This is a genomic window from Aeromonas sp. R4-1 (genome assembly GCF_040908325.1).
GTDB lineage: Bacteria > Pseudomonadota > Gammaproteobacteria > Enterobacterales > Aeromonadaceae > Aeromonas > Aeromonas veronii.
On the sequence record NZ_JBFODM010000018.1, the window covers coordinates 18,767 to 39,271 of the forward strand.

The 20,505-nt window shown below is 58.9% G+C and carries 18 protein-coding genes; 8 read left to right on the forward strand and 10 right to left on the reverse strand.

Translation table 11 applies throughout. From position 1 onward, the window contains the following. Nucleotides 1–41 precede the first annotated feature (41 nt). Nucleotides 42–470 (forward strand): GNAT family N-acetyltransferase, encoded by a 429-nt coding sequence (locus tag AB5Y90_RS01885; protein ID WP_368166482.1) that lies wholly within the window; start codon nt 42–44, stop codon nt 468–470. 34 nt (nt 471–504) lie between these two features. Here the strand turns inward: AB5Y90_RS01885 and AB5Y90_RS01890 are convergent, their stop codons facing one another. The 3 genes from AB5Y90_RS01890 to AB5Y90_RS01900 all read right to left on the reverse strand — a co-directional run bounded on the left by AB5Y90_RS01890 (nt 505) and on the right by AB5Y90_RS01900 (nt 4,776). Next, the gene (locus AB5Y90_RS01890; RefSeq protein ID WP_368166483.1) at nt 505–1,689 is read right to left on the reverse strand and encodes an acyltransferase family protein; all 1,185 of its coding nucleotides are present in this window, start codon (nt 1,687–1,689) and stop codon (nt 505–507) included. 350 nt (nt 1,690–2,039) lie between these two features. Further along, entirely contained in the window at nt 2,040–3,233 is a 1,194-nt protein-coding gene (locus AB5Y90_RS01895; RefSeq protein ID WP_279490848.1) for a class I SAM-dependent methyltransferase, read from the reverse strand. A 112-nt stretch (nt 3,234–3,345) separates the two neighbouring features. Further along, a complete protein-coding gene (locus AB5Y90_RS01900) occupies nt 3,346–4,776 on the reverse strand; it encodes a methyl-accepting chemotaxis protein (protein WP_368166484.1) in 1,431 nt (476 codons plus the stop codon). Between the two features lie 82 nt (nt 4,777–4,858). On the opposite strand from AB5Y90_RS01900, the gene AB5Y90_RS01905 reads away from it, so the two are divergent. Beyond that, nucleotides 4,859–5,131: an acylphosphatase gene (locus tag AB5Y90_RS01905; protein ID WP_368166485.1), complete on the forward strand. Its 273-nt coding sequence runs from the start codon at nt 4,859–4,861 to the stop codon at nt 5,129–5,131. Nucleotides 5,132–5,146: 15 nt separating this feature from the next. Next, nucleotides 5,147–6,013 carry a CHAD domain-containing protein gene (locus AB5Y90_RS01910; protein ID WP_307894921.1) on the forward strand — a complete coding sequence of 289 codons (867 nt, stop codon included), beginning with the start codon at nt 5,147–5,149 and terminating at the stop codon, nt 6,011–6,013. Nucleotides 6,014–6,150: 137 nt separating this feature from the next. On the opposite strand, the gene metG is transcribed toward AB5Y90_RS01910, so the two are convergent. Continuing rightward, a complete protein-coding gene (metG, locus tag AB5Y90_RS01915) occupies nt 6,151–8,184 on the reverse strand; it encodes a methionine--tRNA ligase (RefSeq protein WP_307894920.1) in 2,034 nt (677 codons plus the stop codon). 186 nt (nt 8,185–8,370) lie between these two features. Between metG and apbC the strand changes: the two genes are divergently transcribed. The 4 genes from apbC to AB5Y90_RS01935 all read left to right on the forward strand — a co-directional run bounded on the left by apbC (nt 8,371) and on the right by AB5Y90_RS01935 (nt 12,700). Next, nucleotides 8,371–9,453: an iron-sulfur cluster carrier protein ApbC gene (gene apbC, locus AB5Y90_RS01920; RefSeq protein ID WP_307894919.1), complete on the forward strand. Its 1,083-nt coding sequence runs from the start codon at nt 8,371–8,373 to the stop codon at nt 9,451–9,453. Between the two features lie 110 nt (nt 9,454–9,563). Next, nucleotides 9,564–10,208 (forward strand): uridine kinase, encoded by a 645-nt coding sequence (udk, locus tag AB5Y90_RS01925; protein WP_307894918.1) that lies wholly within the window; start codon nt 9,564–9,566, stop codon nt 10,206–10,208. Between the two features lie 63 nt (nt 10,209–10,271). After that, the gene (gene dcd, locus AB5Y90_RS01930) at nt 10,272–10,853 is read left to right on the forward strand and encodes a dCTP deaminase (RefSeq protein ID WP_005336719.1); all 582 of its coding nucleotides are present in this window, start codon (nt 10,272–10,274) and stop codon (nt 10,851–10,853) included. A 377-nt stretch (nt 10,854–11,230) separates the two neighbouring features. Next, nucleotides 11,231–12,700, forward strand: coding sequence for an inorganic phosphate transporter (locus tag AB5Y90_RS01935; protein ID WP_021230067.1), 1,470 nt, complete (start codon nt 11,231–11,233; stop codon nt 12,698–12,700). Between the two features lie 132 nt (nt 12,701–12,832). Here AB5Y90_RS01935 and AB5Y90_RS01940 read toward each other — a convergent pair whose 3' ends face one another. Continuing rightward, nucleotides 12,833–13,084 (reverse strand): DUF1289 domain-containing protein, encoded by a 252-nt coding sequence (locus tag AB5Y90_RS01940; protein WP_005336715.1) that lies wholly within the window; start codon nt 13,082–13,084, stop codon nt 12,833–12,835. Nucleotides 13,085–13,234: 150 nt separating this feature from the next. On the opposite strand from AB5Y90_RS01940, the gene mltA reads away from it, so the two are divergent. Then, entirely contained in the window at nt 13,235–14,386 is a 1,152-nt protein-coding gene (mltA, locus tag AB5Y90_RS01945; RefSeq protein WP_069527559.1) for a murein transglycosylase A, read from the forward strand. A 116-nt stretch (nt 14,387–14,502) separates the two neighbouring features. On the opposite strand, the gene yfaE is transcribed toward mltA, so the two are convergent. From yfaE to ubiG, 5 genes are all read right to left on the reverse strand, one after another. Continuing rightward, nucleotides 14,503–14,826, reverse strand: a complete 324-nt coding sequence (yfaE, locus tag AB5Y90_RS01950) for a class I ribonucleotide reductase maintenance protein YfaE (RefSeq protein ID WP_368166486.1) — start codon at nt 14,824–14,826, stop codon at nt 14,503–14,505. Continuing rightward, entirely contained in the window at nt 14,823–15,956 is a 1,134-nt protein-coding gene (gene nrdB, locus AB5Y90_RS01955; protein WP_005336708.1) for a class Ia ribonucleoside-diphosphate reductase subunit beta, read from the reverse strand. Before nrdB ends, yfaE begins: the two co-directional genes overlap by 4 nt. Nucleotides 15,957–16,036: 80 nt before the next feature. Continuing rightward, entirely contained in the window at nt 16,037–18,304 is a 2,268-nt protein-coding gene (gene nrdA, locus AB5Y90_RS01960) for a class 1a ribonucleoside-diphosphate reductase subunit alpha (protein WP_019838757.1), read from the reverse strand. A gap of 623 nt (nt 18,305–18,927) precedes the next feature. Continuing rightward, nucleotides 18,928–19,623 (reverse strand): HAD family hydrolase, encoded by a 696-nt coding sequence (locus tag AB5Y90_RS01965; RefSeq protein WP_245096664.1) that lies wholly within the window; start codon nt 19,621–19,623, stop codon nt 18,928–18,930. Continuing rightward, nucleotides 19,623–20,339: a bifunctional 2-polyprenyl-6-hydroxyphenol methylase/3-demethylubiquinol 3-O-methyltransferase UbiG gene (ubiG, locus tag AB5Y90_RS01970; RefSeq protein ID WP_368166487.1), complete on the reverse strand. Its 717-nt coding sequence runs from the start codon at nt 20,337–20,339 to the stop codon at nt 19,623–19,625. The genes AB5Y90_RS01965 and ubiG overlap by 1 nt, the downstream gene beginning before the upstream one ends. Nucleotides 20,340–20,505: the final 166 nt, after the last annotated feature.

A 20,505-nucleotide genomic window follows, 5' to 3' on the forward strand; every position in this document is an offset into this window, starting at 1 on the left:
ACCAAAAGCATGCAACCGCCGATCTACAACAGGAGAGCTTAGTGACCACCACATTTTTGGTTAACCACCCCATCACCACGGCGCAGTTTGCGGCGTTGTTGGCGCAGACCTCGCTGGGGGCGAGACGGCCGCTGGACCATCCGGCCATCCTGCAGGGCATGCTGGATAACGCCAATTTGCTGATCACCGCCTGGCAGGGCGAGACCCTGGTCGGTGTGGCCCGCTCGGTGACCGATTTTCATTTTTGCTGCTACCTCTCGGATCTGGCGGTGGCCGAGTCGGTGCAGGGGCAGGGGATTGGCAAAGCCCTTATTCGCGAGACGTTTTTGCAATTGCAGCCGGGCTGCAAGCTGATCCTGCTGGCTGCACCGCAGGCGGTGGCGTACTACCCCAAGCTCGGATTTAGCCAGCACCCGAGCGCCTGGGTGATGAACAATCTGGATGAACTGGTGCCGGATGAGTTGGCATAAAACTGTCAACTCATCCAGACAGGGCAAGATTAGCTTATCCGGCTTGCTCCAGCGCCGGTTGCCGTGACTTGCCCCAGCGGCGCAGGCGTCGTTGTAGTGGTCGCTCCAGCAGGTTGTAGCTCAACGCAGAGAGGCCGATCAGTACCGCCAGCATCAGCAAGGTTGCCACTACCCCCAGCAGCGGATTGGTCTGGCCATACCACCATTCGGTGAGCCCCGGCGCCAGATAGTGAATGAGCTCGCAGCCGGTGAGCAGCACCAGCGCATGGAGCAGGTAGATGGAGTAGGAGAGATCCCCCAGCCAGTTGGTGAAGCGGTTATTCAGGAGGTGCAGCAGCGGGCTCTGGCGCTCCCCCTGTGCGGCGGCAATCCAGATCAGCAGCACGTAGGAGCTGATCAGCAGCAGTGTCAGTGGTGGCGTCATGGTGAACTGCATCAGCGCGAAGGGCAGCACAAAGGCGATCAAGAGCGGCAGATCATGCTTCATCATGGGCGAGCTTTTCGCGGCCTTGACCCTCGGCAGCAGCCAGAGGCCGAGCACAAACTCACTCACCCCGCGTCCCACTGCAAGCGCGCCGCTGGTGACATCCAGGGTGCCGCGACTGTGCACGATAAAGGCCAGCACCGTCAGCGCCAGCAGGGGGACGAGATGGCTCCAGCGACTACGGGTCACCGCCAGCGGAATAAGCATCGGGAACAGCAGGTAGCTAATCCACTCTACGCTCAGGGACCAGGCGGCGAAGTTCCAGGTCAACCCGTGATCGGTCACCACCTGCAGCAGCAGTAAGGCGCTGGGCAGCGCTTCGGCTGGCGTGAAGGGGGAACCGAAAGGCGGCATCCCTTCCCACTCCCACATCTTGAAAAAGGGGCCGGCATAGAAGCCTACTCCGTGCTGCGCCTTGTAAAGTTCCCAGCCGACCAGCAACAGCAGGGTTACCAGGTAGAGGGGGTAGACGCGGGTCAGCCGCAGCCAGAGAAAGCGGCCATAGCCCACGGTGCGGGGCGTGCGGGTGAAGGCCTCCCCATAGACATGTGCCAGCACCACGCCGCTCAAAATAAAGAACAGATCGACCCAGAGGTAGCCGTTCTCGATGAGTTGGGTGTGGCCTGCGATCAGCGCCATCCACTGAGGAAAGAGCAGCAAGCGGGCATGGAACAGCACCACCATCAGGGCAGCGATGCCCCGCAGCGGCGTTAACAGCGGCAATGATTGATTCATAACGGGATCCCTTGTGATGTTCAGCTTGGCCTGACATCTATTTTGTTGTTGTACCGCCCATCAATCCTGACGGTGCGGCTGCCCCGGCTTGGCTGCCGCAGGCGGGATCACACTACGAAAAAGAGAGTCATACGGATGTGATTTGAATCATAAATGTGCAGTTATTGTGCAAAGTAATTTAAACAGAGAAGAAGTGGGGCGCCGGCAGCAAAAGAGGAGGAGAAGGAACGCGAATAAAGCAGAGAGGGTGGTCATCGGGGCGAGCGTCAGGCTCAGGTTTATACGGCGCGATGCAAAGCAATCAGGCCCGCAAGGGGCCTGATTGATCACAAGGGGAGGGTGGTTGCCGATCAGCGGGCGCGTACCACCAGACCCTTGAGGTAGAAGCCTTCCGGATAGGCGGTACCGATAGGGTGATCAGAGGCCTGGGAGAGCAGCTCTAGGATCTGGGCATCGCGACCGGCATCGAGCGCCGCATCGGCAACGATCTTCTGGAACAGGCTCTGCTCCATCAGGCCGGAGCAAGAGTAGGTCAGCAGCACGCCACCCGGCGCCAGCAGCTGGAATGCCAGCATGTTGATGTCCTTGTAGCCTCGGCAGGCACCCAGCAGCTGGGCCTTGCTCTCGGCAAACTTGGGCGGATCCAGCACGATGACGTCGAACTTCTCGCCTTTCTCGCGGTATTCACGCAGCAGCTTGAACACGTCGTGACGGACAAACTGGGTGTTGCTGGTATCCAGCCCGTTCAGCTCGGCGTTCTGGCGGGCAATATCCAGCGCATTCTGGGAGAGATCAACGTTGACCACTTCCTTGGCGCCGCCTTTGAGGGCATAGACGCCAAAACCGCCGGTGTAGCAGAAGCAGTTGAGCACCCGCTTGCCTTCGGTGTACTTGGCTGCAGCCTGACGGTTGTCCCGCTGATCCAGATAGAAACCGGTTTTGTGGCCATTGCGAATATCCACCAAGATCTTGACGCCACCGTTCTCTTCGATGACCACCGGCTCGTTCGGGGTCTCGCCATAGATAACGCCGGTGCGCTCTTTCAGCCCTTCCTTCTTGCGCACTGTCACGTCGGAGCGCTCATAGATGCTGCACTCTGGGTAGAGGGTACGCAGTGCTTGCGTTATCAGCTCGCGCTGGAACTCGGCACCGGCAGAGAGGATCTGGCACACCAGAAAATCGGCATAACGGTCGATGGTCAGACCCGGCAGGCCGTCGGATTCGGCGGCGCAGAGGCGATAGCCGGTGAGACCCTGACGCTTGATCAGCGGATCGCGAGACTCCTGCGCATATTTGAGACGACGGATAAAGAAGTCGAGATCGACGGTTTCATCCTTGTCGAAGGTCCAGACCCGGGCACGGATCTGGGAGCTGCCTGACCAGGCGCCACGGGCGAGCCACTTGCCATCGTTGGCATAGATCTCGACGGTATCGCCGTCAATGGGGTTGCCCTGAACCCGCTCAATCCCCTTGGAGAAGATCCAGGGGTGGCGACGCAGCAGGGATTTTTCGCGGCCTTTGACGAGATAGATGGAAGCGCTCATGGATGTTTGCCGATGGTAAAAGAAAAGGGGCCACATTCTATGTGGCCCGCAGGTAAAACTCAAACAACCCTGTGTAATGGATAGGGTTGCCCTGATCTGACACATCATATGGTCAGAGCTTAATCCCCTTGAGTGCCTGGGTCAGCTCGCTGGCGGTGGCTTTCAGCCCCTGCGTGCCAGCTACCGAGGCGCTGGCGGACTCTTCCACCTGCGCCGCTTCATGGCGCACCTGATCGAGATTGTGGGTGATCTCAGCAGCGACCGAGCTCTGCTCCTCGCTGGAGGTGGCGATCTGGGTGCTCATCTCTAGCACCGCATCGCTGTGGTTGCTCAGCTTTTCGATATCGAGCCCCACTTCGCTGATGAGCTGCTGGCTGCTGGCGGCACGCCCCACGGTTTTCTCCATGATCTCGTTTAGTGCGCCGGTACCGGTCTGCAGCTCTTCGATCATCTGCTGGATCTCCACCGTCGCCTGCTGGGTACGGCTGGCGAGAGTACGCACTTCATCTGCCACCACCGCAAAGCCGCGACCCTGCTCACCGGCACGGGCCGCTTCGATAGCGGCGTTGAGAGCCAGCAGGTTGGTCTGCTGGGAGATGGCGTTGATGACGTTGACCACCTCGTTGATCCGGTTGGCATTGTGGGTGAGCCGCTCGACCGCGCCGGAGGCGTTGCCAATCTCGTCGGCCAGGGTGCGGATCGCTTCGATGGTGCGGGCTACCCGGTTGGCGCCATTTGCCGCCTCTTCGCTCGATTGGCGGGTCTGCTGCAGGGTATCGTTGGCATTGCGCGCTACTTCGCGGATTGCCGCCGACATCTGTTCCATGGCGGTGGCCAGTGAATCCATGTGCTGGCGCTGGGAACGCGCCATGGTCTCGCCTTCGCGGGCATGGTCACGAAACTCGTCTGCGGCCAGGGTCAGCGCTTCGGCAGACTCTTCGACCAGCTTGACGATCTGATGCTGGCGGTCGGTAAAGCGGTCGATGCTGCCCGCCAGGGTGGAGAACTCGTCCCGCACCGGGAAGAAGTTGAGACGGAAGGTGAGATCCCCGTCCGCCACGGTTTGCAGCGCCTTGTTGGTGGAGTAAAGCGCTCCGGAGACAAAGGTCATCATGTAGTGGATCACCAGCGCCATCAGGGCGGCCAGCGCGCCGATGAGGAGCAGGGTCGAGCCCTGACCCTCCCACATGGAGAGGTTGCCGGTATCGAGATCACCGGTGACGTAGCCTGCCTGACCCGCTGGCGCGCTAAAGAGGTAGTGATCTCCTTGCTGCTGCAACCCGCTGCTGCCTTGCCGGGTCAGATGCAGATCAGCAGGCAACACCAGAGTGGGCTGCTGGCTGACCAGCTGCGCCGTGGTCTCGACCCGTTGCTGCAACTGCGCTACCCGCAGGGAGATCTCCTGCTGATGGCTGGCCGCCAGCATATACCAGCTGAGAAAGGCGATGATGAAGAGAGGTAACCAGAACGCGATATGGAATTTTTCACTGATGGTGAGGTGAATGAGATAGCGGTCAACCCACCGGAATTTAACTTCTTTCATAATGGAGCTGCATCCTGCAGAGATAGAGTGTCGGGCACATTATCGTCTCGGGAATTTTTTTCTTAAGCGGAAGGTGTGAGAAATGGGAGAGCAATCGTTTGTCATTCGGGTGTGGGGGCAGGTGCAGGGGGTGGGATTTCGCTATTTCACCCGTGAGCGGGCGCTGCAACTGGGTTTGCGGGGCCATGCCTACAACCTGGAGGATGGATCGGTGGAGATCCTCATCAGTGGCCCCGTGCAGGGGGTGCAGATGATGCTGGGCTGGCTGGAACATGGCCCGCGCACCGCCAGAGTGACCAAGATGGAGTATGAGGAGGCGCTGCCGCCCACCGGCCAGGGCTTTCACACCAACTGAAGGGGCGGAGACGAGATGGACGCTGACAAGGAAGGTCTGTTGCTGACTCAGGCAACAAGCTGGGTCGCCCGTTATCAGGAGGCGGCGCGAGCGGTGCGCGAAGAGGCCAGCGAACCGGCCGTGCATGGCTACCGTATCGCGGCGCGTCGCTTGCTGGCGCTGCTCACCCTGTGGCGGCCACTCACCTATCATCCCGAGCTGGAGCAGCGTCTGCTGCGCTCGGTCGGGCGGCTCTCGGCGCTGCGGGATGCTCAGGTCTACGCCGAGCGTTTTGGCAAGCCGCCTGCCAGCACTGGTAATACCCACAAATCGGCCTGTCGCGTGCCCCTGTTGTCGAGGCGACTGGCCCGCTGGCTTGCAGCGGTGGCGCAGGTGCCGGATGCGCGGGCATTGGCATCGCTCTATCAGCAGCATCTGGCCCTGCGCCTTGATGAGGCGCAAGGCGCTCTCGATGAACCTATTCCCTGCGTTGGGAAATCTGCCAGCTCCCGTCAGCAACAGTTGCGCCGCTGGCATCGGCTGCGCCTCGAGATCAAGCAGGCCCGTTATGGCGTGGAACTGTTGCTGGATCTGGGGAGTGGAGATCCCGGCTGGTTGAGCACCCTGACTCACTGGCAGGAACGACTCGGCCAGTTGCAGGATTGGCGTCAATGGCGGCGGAGGTTGCGAGCAGAGCAGGGGAACACCCGCAAGCAGACGAAACTGCGGCAGCAGTTGAAGCAAAAGATCACTGCCCGTTTGCGTCAACTGGACTGCCAGCTGGCGGAGCTGGTGGCGCTCAAACTGGCGATGCAGGCAGGCCACAACATGAATGACATGCCAAGTCGGGTGGTCAGGTATTCAGAACAAAATGTATCGCCCGCCAAGTCAAGCGGTGGATAGCCCCAAGGCCGCAATCTGCGAAAGTCATCCGCGACCAGCATCTACAAAAACTCTCCAAGCCACAAATGCGAGACAAAAAAAGAGAGGCCGTTTGGCCTCTCTTCTCTATCTGGCTGTGGTCGCAGTCAGCGATACGCTTACTTGACGCGCATACCAGGCTGGGCGCCTTCCTGCGGCTCCAGGATCCAGAGATCCTTGCCGCCCGGGCCTGCAGCCAGCACCATGCCTTCGGACATGCCGAAACGCATCTTGCGCGGCGCCAGGTTGGCCACCATGACGGTCAGCTTGCCTTCCAGATCTTCCGGGTTGTAGGCGGACTTGATACCGGCAAACACCTGACGGGTTTCGCCGCCGATATCCAGTTGCAGCTTGAGCAGCTTCTCGGCTTCCGGTACCGCTTCGGCCTTCTTGATCAGCGCGACGCGCAGGTCAATCTTGGCAAAATCGTCATAGGTGATGGTTTCGCTGATGGGGTCATCAGCCAGCGGGCCGGTCACTTTCGGTGCCTGCTCCTTGGCCAAGTCTTCCTTGGATGCCTCGATCATGGCTTCAATCTTCGCCGGCTCGATGCGGGAGAAGAGGGCCTTGAACGGCGCAACGGTGTGATCGACCAGCGGCATCTCGATGCCATCCCAGCTGAGGGTTTCGGCCAGGAAGGCTTCGGCACGTTCGGCCAGCAGCGGCATGACGGGCTTGAGGTAGGCCATCAGCACGCGGAACAGGTTGATGCCAACAGAGCAGACCGCCTGCAGCTCGGCGTCAGCGCCTTCCTGCTTGGCGATGACCCAGGGAGCCTTGTCATCCACATAGCGGTTGGCCTTGTCGGCCAGCGCCATGATTTCGCGGATGGCGCGGCTGAATTCGCGGCTCTCATACGCTTCGGCAATGGTGGTACGGGCGTTGGCGAATTCGGCGTAGAGCTCGGGTTCGGCGCAGGTTGCTGCCAGCTTGCCGCCAAAACGCTTGGCAATAAAGCCGGCGTTGCGGGAGGCGAGGTTGACCAGCTTGTTGACCACGTCGGCGTTGACGCGCTGCACGAAATCTTCGAGGTTCAGGTCCAGATCATCGATGCGGCTGTTGAGCTTGGCGGCGTAGTAGTAACGCAGGCACTCCGGATCCAGGTGGTTCAGGTAGGTGGATGCCTTGATAAAGGTGCCCTTGGACTTGGACATCTTGGCGCCGTTGACGGTCACATAGCCGTGTACGTTGACCTTGGTCGGCTTGCGGAAGTTGGCACCTTCCAGCATGGACGGCCAGAACAGGCAGTGGAAGTAGGCGATGTCCTTGCCGATGAAGTGGTAGAGCTCGGCGTCGGAGTCCGCTTTCCAGTAGCTGTCAAAGTCGATGTCGCCACGCTTGTTGCACAGGTTCTTGAAAGAGGCCATGTAACCGATGGGGGCATCCAGCCAGACGTAGAAGTACTTGCCCGGGGCGCCGGGAATTTCGAAACCGAAGTAGGGGGCGTCACGGGTGATGTCCCACTGCTGCAGGCCGCTCTCGAACCACTCCTGCATCTTGTTGGCCATCTCTTCCTGAATGGCGCCGGAGCCACGCACCCACTCAGAGAGCCATTTTTCAAACTGGGGCAGGTCGAAGAAGAAGTGCTCGGAGTCCTTCATTACCGGAGTGGCGCCGGAGACGGCAGATTTCGGATCGATCAGCTCCGTCGGGCTGTAGGTGGCGCCACAGCTGTCACAGTTGTCGCCATACTGCTCCGGAGACTTGCACTTGGGGCAGGTACCCTTGACGAAACGGTCCGGCAGGAACATGGATTTTTCCGGATCGAACAGCTGGGAGATGGTGCGGCTCTTGATAAAGCCACCATTTTTCAGGCGGCCGTAGATCAACTCCGCCAGCTCGCGGTTTTCGTCGCTGTGGGTGGAGTGATAGTTGTCAAAGCTGATGTTGAACCCGGCGAAGTCGGCCTGGTGCTCCTTGGAGACAGCGGCAATCATCTCTTCCGGGGTGATCCCCATCTGCTGTGCCTTGAGCATGATCGGGGTGCCGTGGGCATCATCGGCACAGATGAAGTGCACCTGATGACCGCGCATTCGCTGATAACGAACCCAGATATCGGCCTGGATATGTTCCAGCATGTGGCCAAGATGGATGGAGCCATTGGCATAGGGGAGGGCGCAGGTTACCAGCATTTTACGAGGATCAGTTGCCATATTACGTTCTTGATGTGCTTGTTGGGATGATAGAGTGCCGTGCATGTTACCCGAATTGGGGGTAGCCTGCCTAGGGTTGTGGCTATGCCAACCTTGGCAGCACCTGCTGTTACGATGGCAGGCAAGCCACTGATTTGTGTGCGGTAACCGTTCACCTCAAGATAATGACAAGATAATGAGGAGTTAATGGTGATTGATTCAGTAAAACAGATCCTCGCCGAATTTAAGCCAGCAGGCTGGCACAAGGATCTGGTGGATGCCGGATTCGTTCGCGAGATCATCAATCAGGGTCAGGGGCTCACTATCCGGCTGGTATTGCCGTTTGCCGGTCTCTCGCTGCTCGATCAGCTCAAAGAGAACTACGATGCCAGGCTGCGCAGCGCCACCGGCGCCGCCCGCATCGACTGGGCATTGGAGATCGATGTGGCCAGCATGCCGAGGGCGCAGGGCCTCAATGCCGTGCAGGGCATTCGCAACATCATCGTGGTCGCCTCCGGCAAGGGGGGGGTGGGCAAATCTACCACTGCGGTCAATCTGGCGCTGGCCCTGCAAAAAGAGGGGGCGCGGGTCGCCATTCTCGATGCCGATATCTATGGCCCTTCCATTCCCACCATGATGGGCACCCTCACAGAGCGCCCGGTCAGCCATGACGGCAAGCTGATGGAGCCGGTGATGGCCTGCGGCCTCAAGAGCAACAGTATCGGCTATCTGGTTTCCGAGCAGGATGCCACCATCTGGCGCGGCCCGATGGCGAGCAAGGCGCTGGCGCAGATCCTCCATGAGACCCGCTGGGGCGAGGTGGATTATCTGGTGGTGGACATGCCGCCGGGCACTGGCGATATCCAGCTCACCATGGCCCAGCAGGTGCCGACGTCGGCGGCGGTGATCGTCACCACCCCGCAAGATGTGGCGCTGGCCGATGCCCGCAAGGGGATCGCCATGTTCAACAAGGTCAATGTGCCGGTGCTCGGTATTATCGAGAACATGAGCTACCACGTCTGCAGCGCCTGTGGTCATCATGAGCCGCTGTTCGGTACCGGTGGCGGCCAGAAGATGGCAGAGCAGTATCAAGTGGCACTGCTTGGCCAGTTGCCGCTGCACATCGATATCCGCCAACACATGGATGATGGCTGTCCGACCGTGTTCGGCGCACCGGAAGGGAGCTTGGCTAAGGCCTATTTGAAGCTGGCGCGCAGGGTAGGGGCTGAACTCTTTTTCAGCGCAAAACCGATTGCGACCCCCCTCTATGCCATGGCGCTGGATGAATAATCGGCGGTCGGTCACTTGAAAGGGAATTGAGGGTGGGCATGACCCACCCTTTTTTATATAATAGATCGGTTTAAACCATCCCCACTGCTCTTCTCTTTTAGGTATTTGTCATGTCTGATACTCAACATTCGTGTGTGATCATCGGTATTGCGGGCGCATCTGCGTCTGGCAAAAGTCTTATAGCCCAGACCATTTATGAAGAGCTGGTGGCCGAACTGGGCGCAGGTCAGATTGGTGTGATCACCGAAGATTGCTACTACCGTGATCAGACCCACCTGACCATGGAAGAGCGGGTCAAGACCAACTATGACCACCCTAACGCGCTGGATCACGACCTGCTGGTACAGCACCTGAGCCAGCTGGTCCAAGGTGACGCGGTTGCCATTCCCCAGTACTCCTACACCGAACACACCCGGATGAGCGAAGTGACACCGTTTGCGCCGCGCCGGGTGATCATTCTGGAAGGGATCCTGCTGCTGACCGACAGCCGTCTGCGGGATCTGATGGATGCCTCCATCTTTATGGATACCCCGCTCGACATCTGCCTGCTGCGCCGTCTGGTGCGTGATGTGCAGGAGCGTGGCCGTACCATGGACTCCGTGCTCAAGCAGTACCAGAAGACAGTGCGTCCGATGTTCCTGCAGTTTATCGAGCCGTCCAAACAGTATGCCGATGTGATCGTGCCCCGTGGTGGCAAGAACCGCATCGCCATCGACATGCTCAAAGCGCGTATCCGCCACATGTTGATTGGTTAAGATGAAACAAGCCGGGTGATGCCCGGCTTTTTTAAAAGCACAATTTGTCAGGAGAGTCGCCCAATGCGTCTGTGTGATACCGATATTGAACGCCATCTGGATGAAGGCAAGATCGTCATTGAGCCACGGCCCGGGGTAGAGCGGATCAGTGGTGTCAGTGTCGATGTGCTGCTGGGTAACGAGTTTCGGGTGTTTCGCGATCATACCGCGCCCTATATCGACCTGAGCGGCCCGAGCAGCGAGATGGCCGATGCCATCGATCGGGTGATGAGTGACGAGATCCACATCCCCGATGGCGAAGCCTTCTACCTGCACCCGGGTCAGCTGGCGCTGGCGGTGACCTACGAATCCGTCACCCTGCCTGCCGATATCGTCGGCTGGCTGGATGGCCGCTCTTCATTGGCGCGGCTGGGTTTGATGGTGCACGTGACCGCGCACCGGATCGATCCGGGTTGGTCCGGTCGCATCGTGCTGGAGTTCTACAACGGCGGCAAACTGCCGCTGGCACTGCGCCCGAAGATGAAAATTGGCGCCTTGAACTTCGAGATGCTCTCCGGCGTCGCGGCCCGTCCCTACAACAAGCGGGAAAATGCCAAGTACAAGAGCCAGCAGGGTGCCGTTGCCAGCCGTATCAATCAGGACTGATAACTGGCAACACGGCAACGATGCAAGGGAGCACAAGGTGCTCCCTTTTTGCATCTGGAATCAAACGGATATGGGGTTGATGGTGCTGGTCGGATGAGATTGGTTGGGCAGGGACGTTTTATCACCACTTCTGCCCGTTTTTCTGTCATAAAAATGTCATAAAAATTAAATTATTGGCTTAATTGTCAGCTATTTTTGCCCTTTCCCGCAATCATTGATGGCTTTAATTAATCGATGGCAAGCCGCATGAAGACTGGCTCTAGGATATTTTTTTCCAAAAAGCTCTTTTTTTTTATGGCTGAAATATTTCAATGGTGGCTATGGTGTTGGCCGCCATCTGGCATAATCCGCCGCAACTCATAAACAGGCTTTTTTTTATGTTTGAAATGTTTAGTGGTTTGGGTTTGTGGTGGTCAATCGGTTTGGTATTGGCCGTTTTTTTTGTGCTTGCCTATGAATTTATCAACGGCTTTCACGATACCGCCAACGCGGTAGCAACGGTTATCTATACCAAGGCGATGCCAGCTCACCTGGCGGTCGTTGCATCGGGGATCTTCAACTTTTTTGGCGTCATGTTCGGCGGTCTGGGTGTGGCCTATGCCATTGTCCATCTGTTGCCCATCGACCTGCTGCTTGGGATGGACTCCACCCAAGGGTTGATCATGGTCTTCTCCTTGTTGTTTTCCGCCATCGTGTGGAACCTGGGCACCTGGTTCTTCGGGATCCCGGCCTCCAGTTCACATACCTTGATCGGTTCCATTCTGGGGGTAGGCGGCGCCTATGCCTGGATCACCCATAAACCGGTGACAGAAGGGATCAACGTGGGCAAAGCGATCGACATCATGCTTTCCCTCATCATCTCTCCCACCATCGGCTTCATCATAGCGGCACTGCTGCTGCTGGCGATGAAACGCATCTGGACCAGCAACAAGATCCACAAAACACCGGAAGAGCGTCAGCTGGTCGATGGCAAGAAGCACCCGCCATTCTGGGCGCGTCTGACCCTGGTGGCCTCGGCCATGGGCGTCAGCTTCGTACACGGCTCCAACGATGGCCAGAAGGGCATCGGTCTGGTGATGCTGGTGCTGATCTGTATGGCGCCTGCCTATTTCGCACTGGACATGAACAGCCGCGCCTATGATCTGGACCGGACCCAGGATGCCAACCAGCGCATCATGGAGATCTACCAGCGCAACCAGTCCGCCCTCTCTGGTGTCATCAACTTCTCTGCACCAGCAACGGCTCAGGAAGAGCTGATGACCCACTGCTCCGCCGATGGCGTGCTGCAGGCGATGGCCACCCTGGATGCCCGTCTGGGGGCCGTGCGTACTTATGATCAGATGAGCCTGACCGACCGCCGCGAAGTGCGTCGTCTGCTGCTCTGTATCGATGACACCGCCCGCAAGGCTGCCAAGCTGCCGCTGCCAGCCAAGGAGCTGACCGATCTGGCCAAATGGCGCAAGGATCTGACCGCGACCGCTGAATACGCACCGACCTGGGTGATCGTCTCCATCGCGCTGGCGCTCGGTTGCGGCACCATGGTGGGCTGGCGTCGTATCGTCCATACCGTGGGCGAGAAGATCGGCACCACCGGCATGACCTACAGCCAGGGCATTGCGGCCCAGATCACGGCTGCAACCTCCATCGGGGTCGCCAGTCTGACCGGTATGCCGGTGTCCACCACCCACATCCTCTCTTCTGCGGTGGCGGGTACCATGATTGCCAACAAATCCGGCCTGCAGAGCCAGACCATCAAGACCATCCTGATGGCCTGGGTGCTGACCCTGCCGCTGACCATGTTGCTCTCCGGCGGCCTGTTCATCGTCAGCCACCATCTGTTTGGTTGATCTGCCGCGCTCATAACGCGCATCACAATGACAATGCCGCCCGGTCGAAAGAGCGGGCGGCATTTTTTATATGCAGGATAGGTCGTGTCTCGTGAGCGCAGGAATATGGCTTGCAGGGATGTTAGGAGCGGGTCAGAAATCCCAGCCAGATTGCGGTATTGGTTCGGGTTGATCGCCTTCGCGAGCCTTGCGCCGCGCAGCCTCGACCCGGCGTTTGCGATCCCGGCACAGGCGCATCACCTCTTGTTGCTGGGCAGGGGTCATGGTGAGCCAGTTGAAACGCTCTTCGCGATTGCGCAGGCACCCCTTGCAGTAGCCCTTGTTGTTCACTTCGCAGACCCCGATGCAGGGGCTCTGCAGCGGGAATATTTCGAGCTGTTCCATCCATCACCTCGCACACCTTGTCACCTTGTTATAACCCAGCGGATCCCCTTTGGAGAAATCCTGCTTCAAGTGATTGATGTCGTTTGCTTTCCCCCTGCAAATTTGGCATCTTCCCCGCCGAGCATGGCTCTTGGCGTTATATGAGGACATATGAACAAACACGCGTACTGGCTGACCGCCGCAGTGCTGGGACTGGCCGGTTGTGCGGGCAACTCTGACAAAGCAGAAGTGCCCAAAAAACAGACCGACAACAGATGCTTTCTTAACTGCGAGGTGCCGGAAAATCTGGGCAAGCAGTATCTGGACGGAACCTTGCCAGAGGATCTGGTGAGGGTGGAGCGAGTCAATAGCCGTGCGCATGCCGACTACAGCAAGTTTGGCCCGCAAAGCAGACTGGTATTGGAGCGCTCCGGCAAGATGACCCGCCGTTATGGCGAGCTCTATCACCAGCTCTCCCGCTGGGTCGCGGGCGGTGGCAACCCTGCCGACATCACCCGTTACGGTATCAGCCTCGCTCAGCTGGGCGGCGCCGATCGCATGGGTAACGTGCTCTTTACCGGTTACTACTCGCCGGTGCTGGAAGTGCGCCACCGCCCGGATGCCAAGTACAAATATCCCATCTATGCAATGCCCAAATGTGGCGGTCGCTGTCCGACCCGGGCCGAGATCCATCAGGGGGCCTTGGCCAACCGCGGGCTGGAGCTGGGTTACAGCAAATCCCTTATCGACAACTTCCTGATGGATGTGCAGGGCTCGGGCTTTGTCCACTACGGGGATGACGATCGGCTGCAGTATCTGGGCTACAGCGGCAAGAACGGCCACGGTTACGTCAGTATCGGCCGGGTACTGATCGACCGCGGTGAAGTGCCCAAAGAGCAGATGTCGATGAAGGCCATCAAGGAATGGGCCAACCGTCAACCGGAGGAGACCGTCAAGGAGCTGGTGGAGCAGAACCCCTCCTATGTCTTCTTCGAGCGTCGCCCCACCAATGATGTGATCGGCGCTGCCGGTATCCCGCTGCTGCCGCTGGCTGCCGTTGCCGCCGACAAGACCCTGCTGCCGATGGGGACCCCGATCCTCGCTGAAGTCCCCTTGCTCGACAAAGAGGGCAACTGGACCGGCAAGCACCAGCTGCGGCTGTTGATTGCGCTGGATGTGGGCGGGGCGGTGAAGAAGGGGCACCTCGATCTCTACCACGGTATGGGTGAGAAGGCCGGTGTCGCGGCCGGTCACTACAAGCACTTCGGCCGAGTCTGGAAACTGGGCCTGCACCACGGGCCGACTGCCGCCCCCTGGTTGTAATCCTCTGAGGGTTCGCGCGTCTGTAATCGGGCGCCCGGGCAATGTGAAGAGACAAAAAAGCCGCCGGATTGCTCCGGCGGCTTTCTATTTTGTGCGAGTGGCTGCTGGTGGCTGCGTCAGCTCTTCTGGATATCCAACCGGATAGCGCCGACCGGTTTGCAGCAGCAGGGGAGGCACTCCCCCTGGGCGACAAATGCCAGCGGCACATTGGGATAGTGCACCTTGCCGGCTATCAGCGGAGTGCGGCAGGCGCCGCAATAGCCGCTGCGACACTGGAACTCCACATGATGACCATGGCGCTCCAGGGTTTCCAACACGCTTTCGCCGGGATGGGCGTACAGCACGGCACCATCCCGGGTATGTACCCGTGGTGCCACGACCGCATGCTGTTCGGCAGGCGCGTGCGGGGCATGGGTCAGCGTGTTGTTGGCGTCACTCACAGCTCGAAATCACCCAGGTCATCGGCATTGACTTCGCTGTCGATCTGACCGACCAGATAGGAGCTGACCTCTACCTCTTGCGGGGCGACCTGCACGTTGTCGGATGACAGCCAGGTGTTGATCCAAGGGATCGGGTTCTGCTTGGTGCCGGCAAAGGCTGGCTGCAGGCCGACCGCGCTCATGCGCAAGTTGGTGATGTACTCCACGTACTGGCAGAGGATGTCCTTGTTCAGGCCGATCATGGAGCCGTCCTGGAACAGGTACTCGGCCCACTCCTTCTCCTGAATGGCTGCTTCCTTGAAGATCTCGAAGCAGGCCTGTTCGCACTCGGCGGCGATCTCGGCCATCTCCGGGTCATCCTGGCCGGTGCGCATCAGGTTCAGCATGTGCTGGGTGCCGGTGAGGTGCAGCGCTTCGTCGCGGGCGATCATCTTGATGATCTTGGCGTTGCCTTCCATCAGTTCACGCTCGGCGAAGGCAAAGGAGCAGGCGAAGCTGACGTAGAAGCGGATTGCTTCCAGCGCGTTGACGCTCATCAGGCACAGATAGAGCTTCTTTTTGAGCTCGCGCAAGGTGATGGTCACCTCGCGGCCCGCGACGGTGTGGGTCCCTTCACCATGCAGGTTGTAGAGGGCGGTCGCTTCGATCAGATCGTCGTAGAAGTGGCTGATGGAGCCAGCGCGCTTCAAGATCTGCTCGTTGGTCACGATGTCGTCGAACACCTGGGCGGGAGTGTTGACGATATTGCGGATGATGTGGGTGTAGGAGCGAGAGTGGATGGTCTCCGAGAAGGCCCAGGTCTCAATCCAGGTTTCCAGCTCCGGAATGGAGACCAGCGGCAGCAGGGCCACGTTGGGGCTGCGACCCTGAATGGAGTCCAGCAGGGTCTGGTACTTCAGGTTGGAGATGAAAATGTGCTGCTCGTGGGGCGGCAGGGCCTGATAGTCGATGCGATCACGGGAGACATCCACCTCTTCCGGGCGCCAGAAGAAGGAGAGCTGCTTCTCGATCAGCCGCTCGAACACTTCGTGCTTTTGTTGATCATAACGGGCTACGTTGACCGATTGGCCAAAAAACATCGGCTCTTTGAGCTGGTCGTTTTGGGTTTGGCAGAAAGTTGAATAGGCCATGGTTACCAGAATATGTGAATAGAGAAAACAGGAGAGCGGGAGCTTCATGCTCCCGCCCGGTTATCAGTTCTTGCCGTGACTTAGATTTTGCAAGCCCCGCCAGCGCAACCGTCATCTTGCAGATCGGTCTGGGCATCGTCTGCACCATCACGGGTGTTGTGATAGTACAGGGTCTTGAGGCCGTATTTGTAGGCGGTCAGCAAGTCCTTGAGCAGCTGTTTCATCGGGACCTTGTTGCCTTCGAAACGGGCAGGGTCGTAGTTGGTGTTGGCGGAGATCGCCTGATCCACAAACTTCTGCATGATACCGACCAGCTGCAGGTAGCCGTCAACGCTCGGTTGCTTCCAGAGCAATTCGTATTGATCTTTCAGGCGATCATACTCGGGCACCACCTGTTTGAGAATGCCGTCCTTGGAGGCCTTGACCGAGACCAGGCCGCGCGGCGGCTCGATACCGTTGGTGGCGTTGGAGATCTGGCTGGAGGTCTCGCTCGGCATCAGGGCGGTCAGGGTGGAGTTGCGCAAGCCCACGGACTTGATCTCTTCACGCAGACTTTCCCAATCCAGATGCAGAGGCTCGTTGCACAGCGCATCCAGATCCTTCTTGTAGGTGTCGATGGGCAGGATGCCCTGGGCATAGGTGGTCTCGCCAAACAGCGGGCAGGGACCGAACTCGCGGGCCAGCTGCACGGAGGCTTTCAGCAGATAGTACTGGATGGCCTCGAAGGTACGGTGAGTCAGGGCCAGACCGGAGCCGTCGGAGTAACGGGCACCGTTTTTGGCCAGGTAGTAGGCGTAGTTGATGACGCCGATCCCCAGGGTGCGACGACCCATGCTGCCCTTCTTGGCGGCGGCAATCGGGTAATCCTGATAGTCGAGCAGGGCATCGAGGGCACGCACGGCCAGATCGGCCATCTCTTCCAGATCTTCCAGCTTCTCGATGGCACCGAGGTTGAAGGCGGAGAGGGTGCACAGGGCGATTTCGCCACTCTCGTCGTCGATATTGTTGAGCGGCTTGGTCGGCAGCGCAATTTCGAGGCAGAGGTTGGACTGGCGTACCGGCGCCACGCTCGGGTCGAACGGGCTGTGGGTGTTGCAGTGATCGACGTTCTGGATGTAGATGCGACCTGTACCGGCACGCTCCTGCATCATCAGGGAGAAGAGGTCTACCGCTTTCAGAGTCTTCTTGCGAATGGCCGGATCCTGCTCGTACTTGACGTAGAGCTCTTCGAACTTGTCCTGATCGGCAAAGAAGGCATCGTACAGACCCGGCGCATCGGACGGGGAGAACAGAGTGATGTCACCGCCCTTGATGAGGCGCTGGTACATCAGCTTGTTGATCTGCACGCCGTAGTCCATGTGACGAACACGGTTCTCTTCCACGCCGCGGTTGTTCTTCAGCACCAGCAGGCTTTCCACTTCGGTGTGCCACAGCGGGTAGAACAGGGTGGCCGCACCGCCGCGTACGCCGCCCTGGGAGCAGCACTTCACGGCAGTCTGGAAGTATTTGTAGAAGGGGATGCAACCGGTGTGGAACGCTTCGCCACCACGGATGGGGCTGCCCAGACCGCGGATGCGACCGGCGTTGATACCGATACCGGCGCGCTGGGAGACATAACGCACGATGGAGCTGGCGGTGGCGTTGATGGAGTCCAGACTGTCGTCGCATTCGATCAGTACGCAGGAGCTGAACTGACGGGTCGGGGTGCGCACGCCGCTCATGATCGGGGTCGGCAGGGAGATCTTGAAGGTCGAGACCGCATCATAGAAGCGCTTGATGTAGTCCAGACGGGTATCTTTCGGATACTTGGAGAAGAGGCAGGCCGCAACCAGCATATAGAGGAACTGCGGGCTCTCGTAGATCTCGCCGGTAACGCGGTTCTGGACCAGATATTTGCCTTCCAGCTGTTTGACTGCCGCGTAGGAGAAATCCATGTCGCGCCAGTGATCCAGATGGGTGTTCAGCTCTTCGAATTCGGCCTGGGTGTAGTCTTCCAGCAGGTGCTTGTCGTACTTGCCCATGTCCACCAGACGAGCCACGTGCTGGTAGAGGTGGGGCGGTTCGAACTGGCCGTAGGCCTTCTTGCGCAGGTGGAAGATGGCCAGACGGGCTGCCATGTACTGGTAGTCCGGGGTCTGCTCGGAGATGAGGTCAGCCGTCGCCTTGATGATGGTTTCGTGAATGTCGGCGGTACGGATACCGTCATAGAACTGGATGTGGGATTTGAGCTCTACCTGGGAGACCGACACGTTGTCGAGCCCTTCGGCGGCCCAGTCCAGCACGCGGTGAATTTTATCCAGATCGATGGGTTCTTTGTGTCCGTTACGCTTCGTCACAAACAAGTTCATTGGCTGATGACCTTCAGTTGATTCCCGAAAAACCATCGCACAATGGTGCCACCCAGGCCCCGGCGATATGCGGGAGTTGGGTAGAGATTGTGCGATGAATCACAAGATGTAGTGTTATTTTAAGTTCGAGCTACAAGATAGTGAGGTCAGCCCGCCATTGCAATGTGTGGATAAGTGACGAGCTGTGGATAAATTGTGAGTCTTGCCCCATCAGTTAGTGACCGCTCACAGTGAGCGGGTTTTCATTCGTCCGCTCCGCTAAATGCAAGTCTCCCGATCGAAGATGGAAAATTTAAATAACTTTTTTTGCTTGCGAAACGGGGGGCTTTTTACTAGCAAACGGCGGCTGATTATCCCTTATGCAACAAGGGTCAAAAGCTGTCCAGTTGTCGCAGCCGCGGGCTCGGCGTGGCAAGGGCTTTGCATCAGATGAGGGTGGTTTGTGGCCGCTTTGTGACGGCTGCGAGCTTGTCAAATGGGTATCCAACAGGCAGAAAGCTGCCTTTATTATCCATGAATAGACGAGTGATGGTGGCGCAGGACGCAGGAGCGTAAAGGAAGAGATGCAAGGGGCGGAGAGTCTCTTCGCCCCGTTTTCGCATATCAGCCGGTAAGGCTGCGCGTTACGCTTTGGCCTTCAGCTCATAGCGCAGCCAGTGGTGCAGGGCCTGCACGGTATCAAACTGCAGATCGGCGCCCCACTGGGCGGGATCTTCCTCATCATTGAGATAGCCCCAGCCAGCGACCGCGGTGCGCATGCCAGCATTGCGGCCCGCTTCGATATCCCGCACATGATCCCCCACATAGAGGCAGTGAGCTGCTTCGACCCCCAGCTTCTCACAAGCAAAGAACATGGGGGCGGGGTCGGGCTTTCGTACCGGCAGGGTATCGGCACTGACAGTGACGCCGCAGCTGGCAAGCTGTGGCAGGGCTGCCAGCAGCGGCTCGGTGAGAAAGCCCGGCTTGTTGGTGACGATGCCCCATGGGAGCTGTTTCTCGTCGAGCCACTCGATAAGATCCACCATTCCCTCATAGGGACGGGTACCGACGCAGAGATTGGCCGCGTAGTAGTCGAGCAGGGCATTGCGCAGGCGGGTGGCCCCCAGCTCCTCAAGCAGTTCGTCGCCGAGGCCCGCTTTCAGCAGCCCGAGCGCCCCGTGGGAGGTGGTCTGACGAATGATGTCGTCAGAGAGCGGCGCAAAGCCTTCGCTGATCAGTACATGGTTGACGGCGGCCCCCAGATCCGGGGCTGTGTCGAGCAGGGTGCCATCCAGATCGAACAGCACACCGCGCAGGGGCAGAGGGCGAGAGGCGCTCATCAACCGTGCTCCGGGCGGACAAACTCCACCATATAGTTGACGTCGACATTCTTGCCGAGCTTGAACTGGTTGGTGAGGGGGGCGTAGTGGACGCCGCTCATGTCCAGCACCAGCAGGCCCGCTGCTTCCCCCATGCGACACAGTTCGGCCGGAGTGATGAATTTTTTGTGATCGTGTGTACCCTTGGGCACCATCTTCATCAGGTATTCGGCCCCGATGATCATCATCAGATAGGATTTGGGGTTGCGGTTGATGGTGGAGACGAACACCCGGCCGCCCGGGCGCACCAGAGTCGCGATGGCGCGCAGCACGGAGGCGGGGTCCGGCACATGCTCCAGCATCTCCATGCAGGTGACTACGTCATACTGGCCCGGCACTTCGGCGGCATGGGCTTCGGCGGTGATCTGGCGGTACTCGAGCTCGACACCCTGCTCCAGAGCGTGCAGGCGGGCGACGCCGAGGGGCTCCTTGCCCATGTCGATGCCGGTGATCTTGGCACCACGGCGGGCCATGCTCTCGGAGAGAATGCCGCCACCACATCCGATATCGAGAATGCGCTTGCCAAACAGACCGCCACTTTTGTCGGTGATCCAGTCAAGGCGTACCGGATTGATTTGATGCAGGGGTTTGAATTCACCTTCCATGTCCCACCAGCGGGAGGCGATGGCTTCAAACTTGGCGATTTCTGTCAGATCGACATTGGCATCACTGTTCATTTTTCGAAGATCCTGTGGCAGGGCGCCCGCTTCTGAGTCATGGGCGCAATCTATTGTCCTGGCGGGCATTATAACGGACGGACTTTGTCACACCAGCCCGATCTGATACCCGATTTGTGGCTTAAGGTATTTGGCTCAGTGTGTTACCATGTCGCGCTGTTTAAGC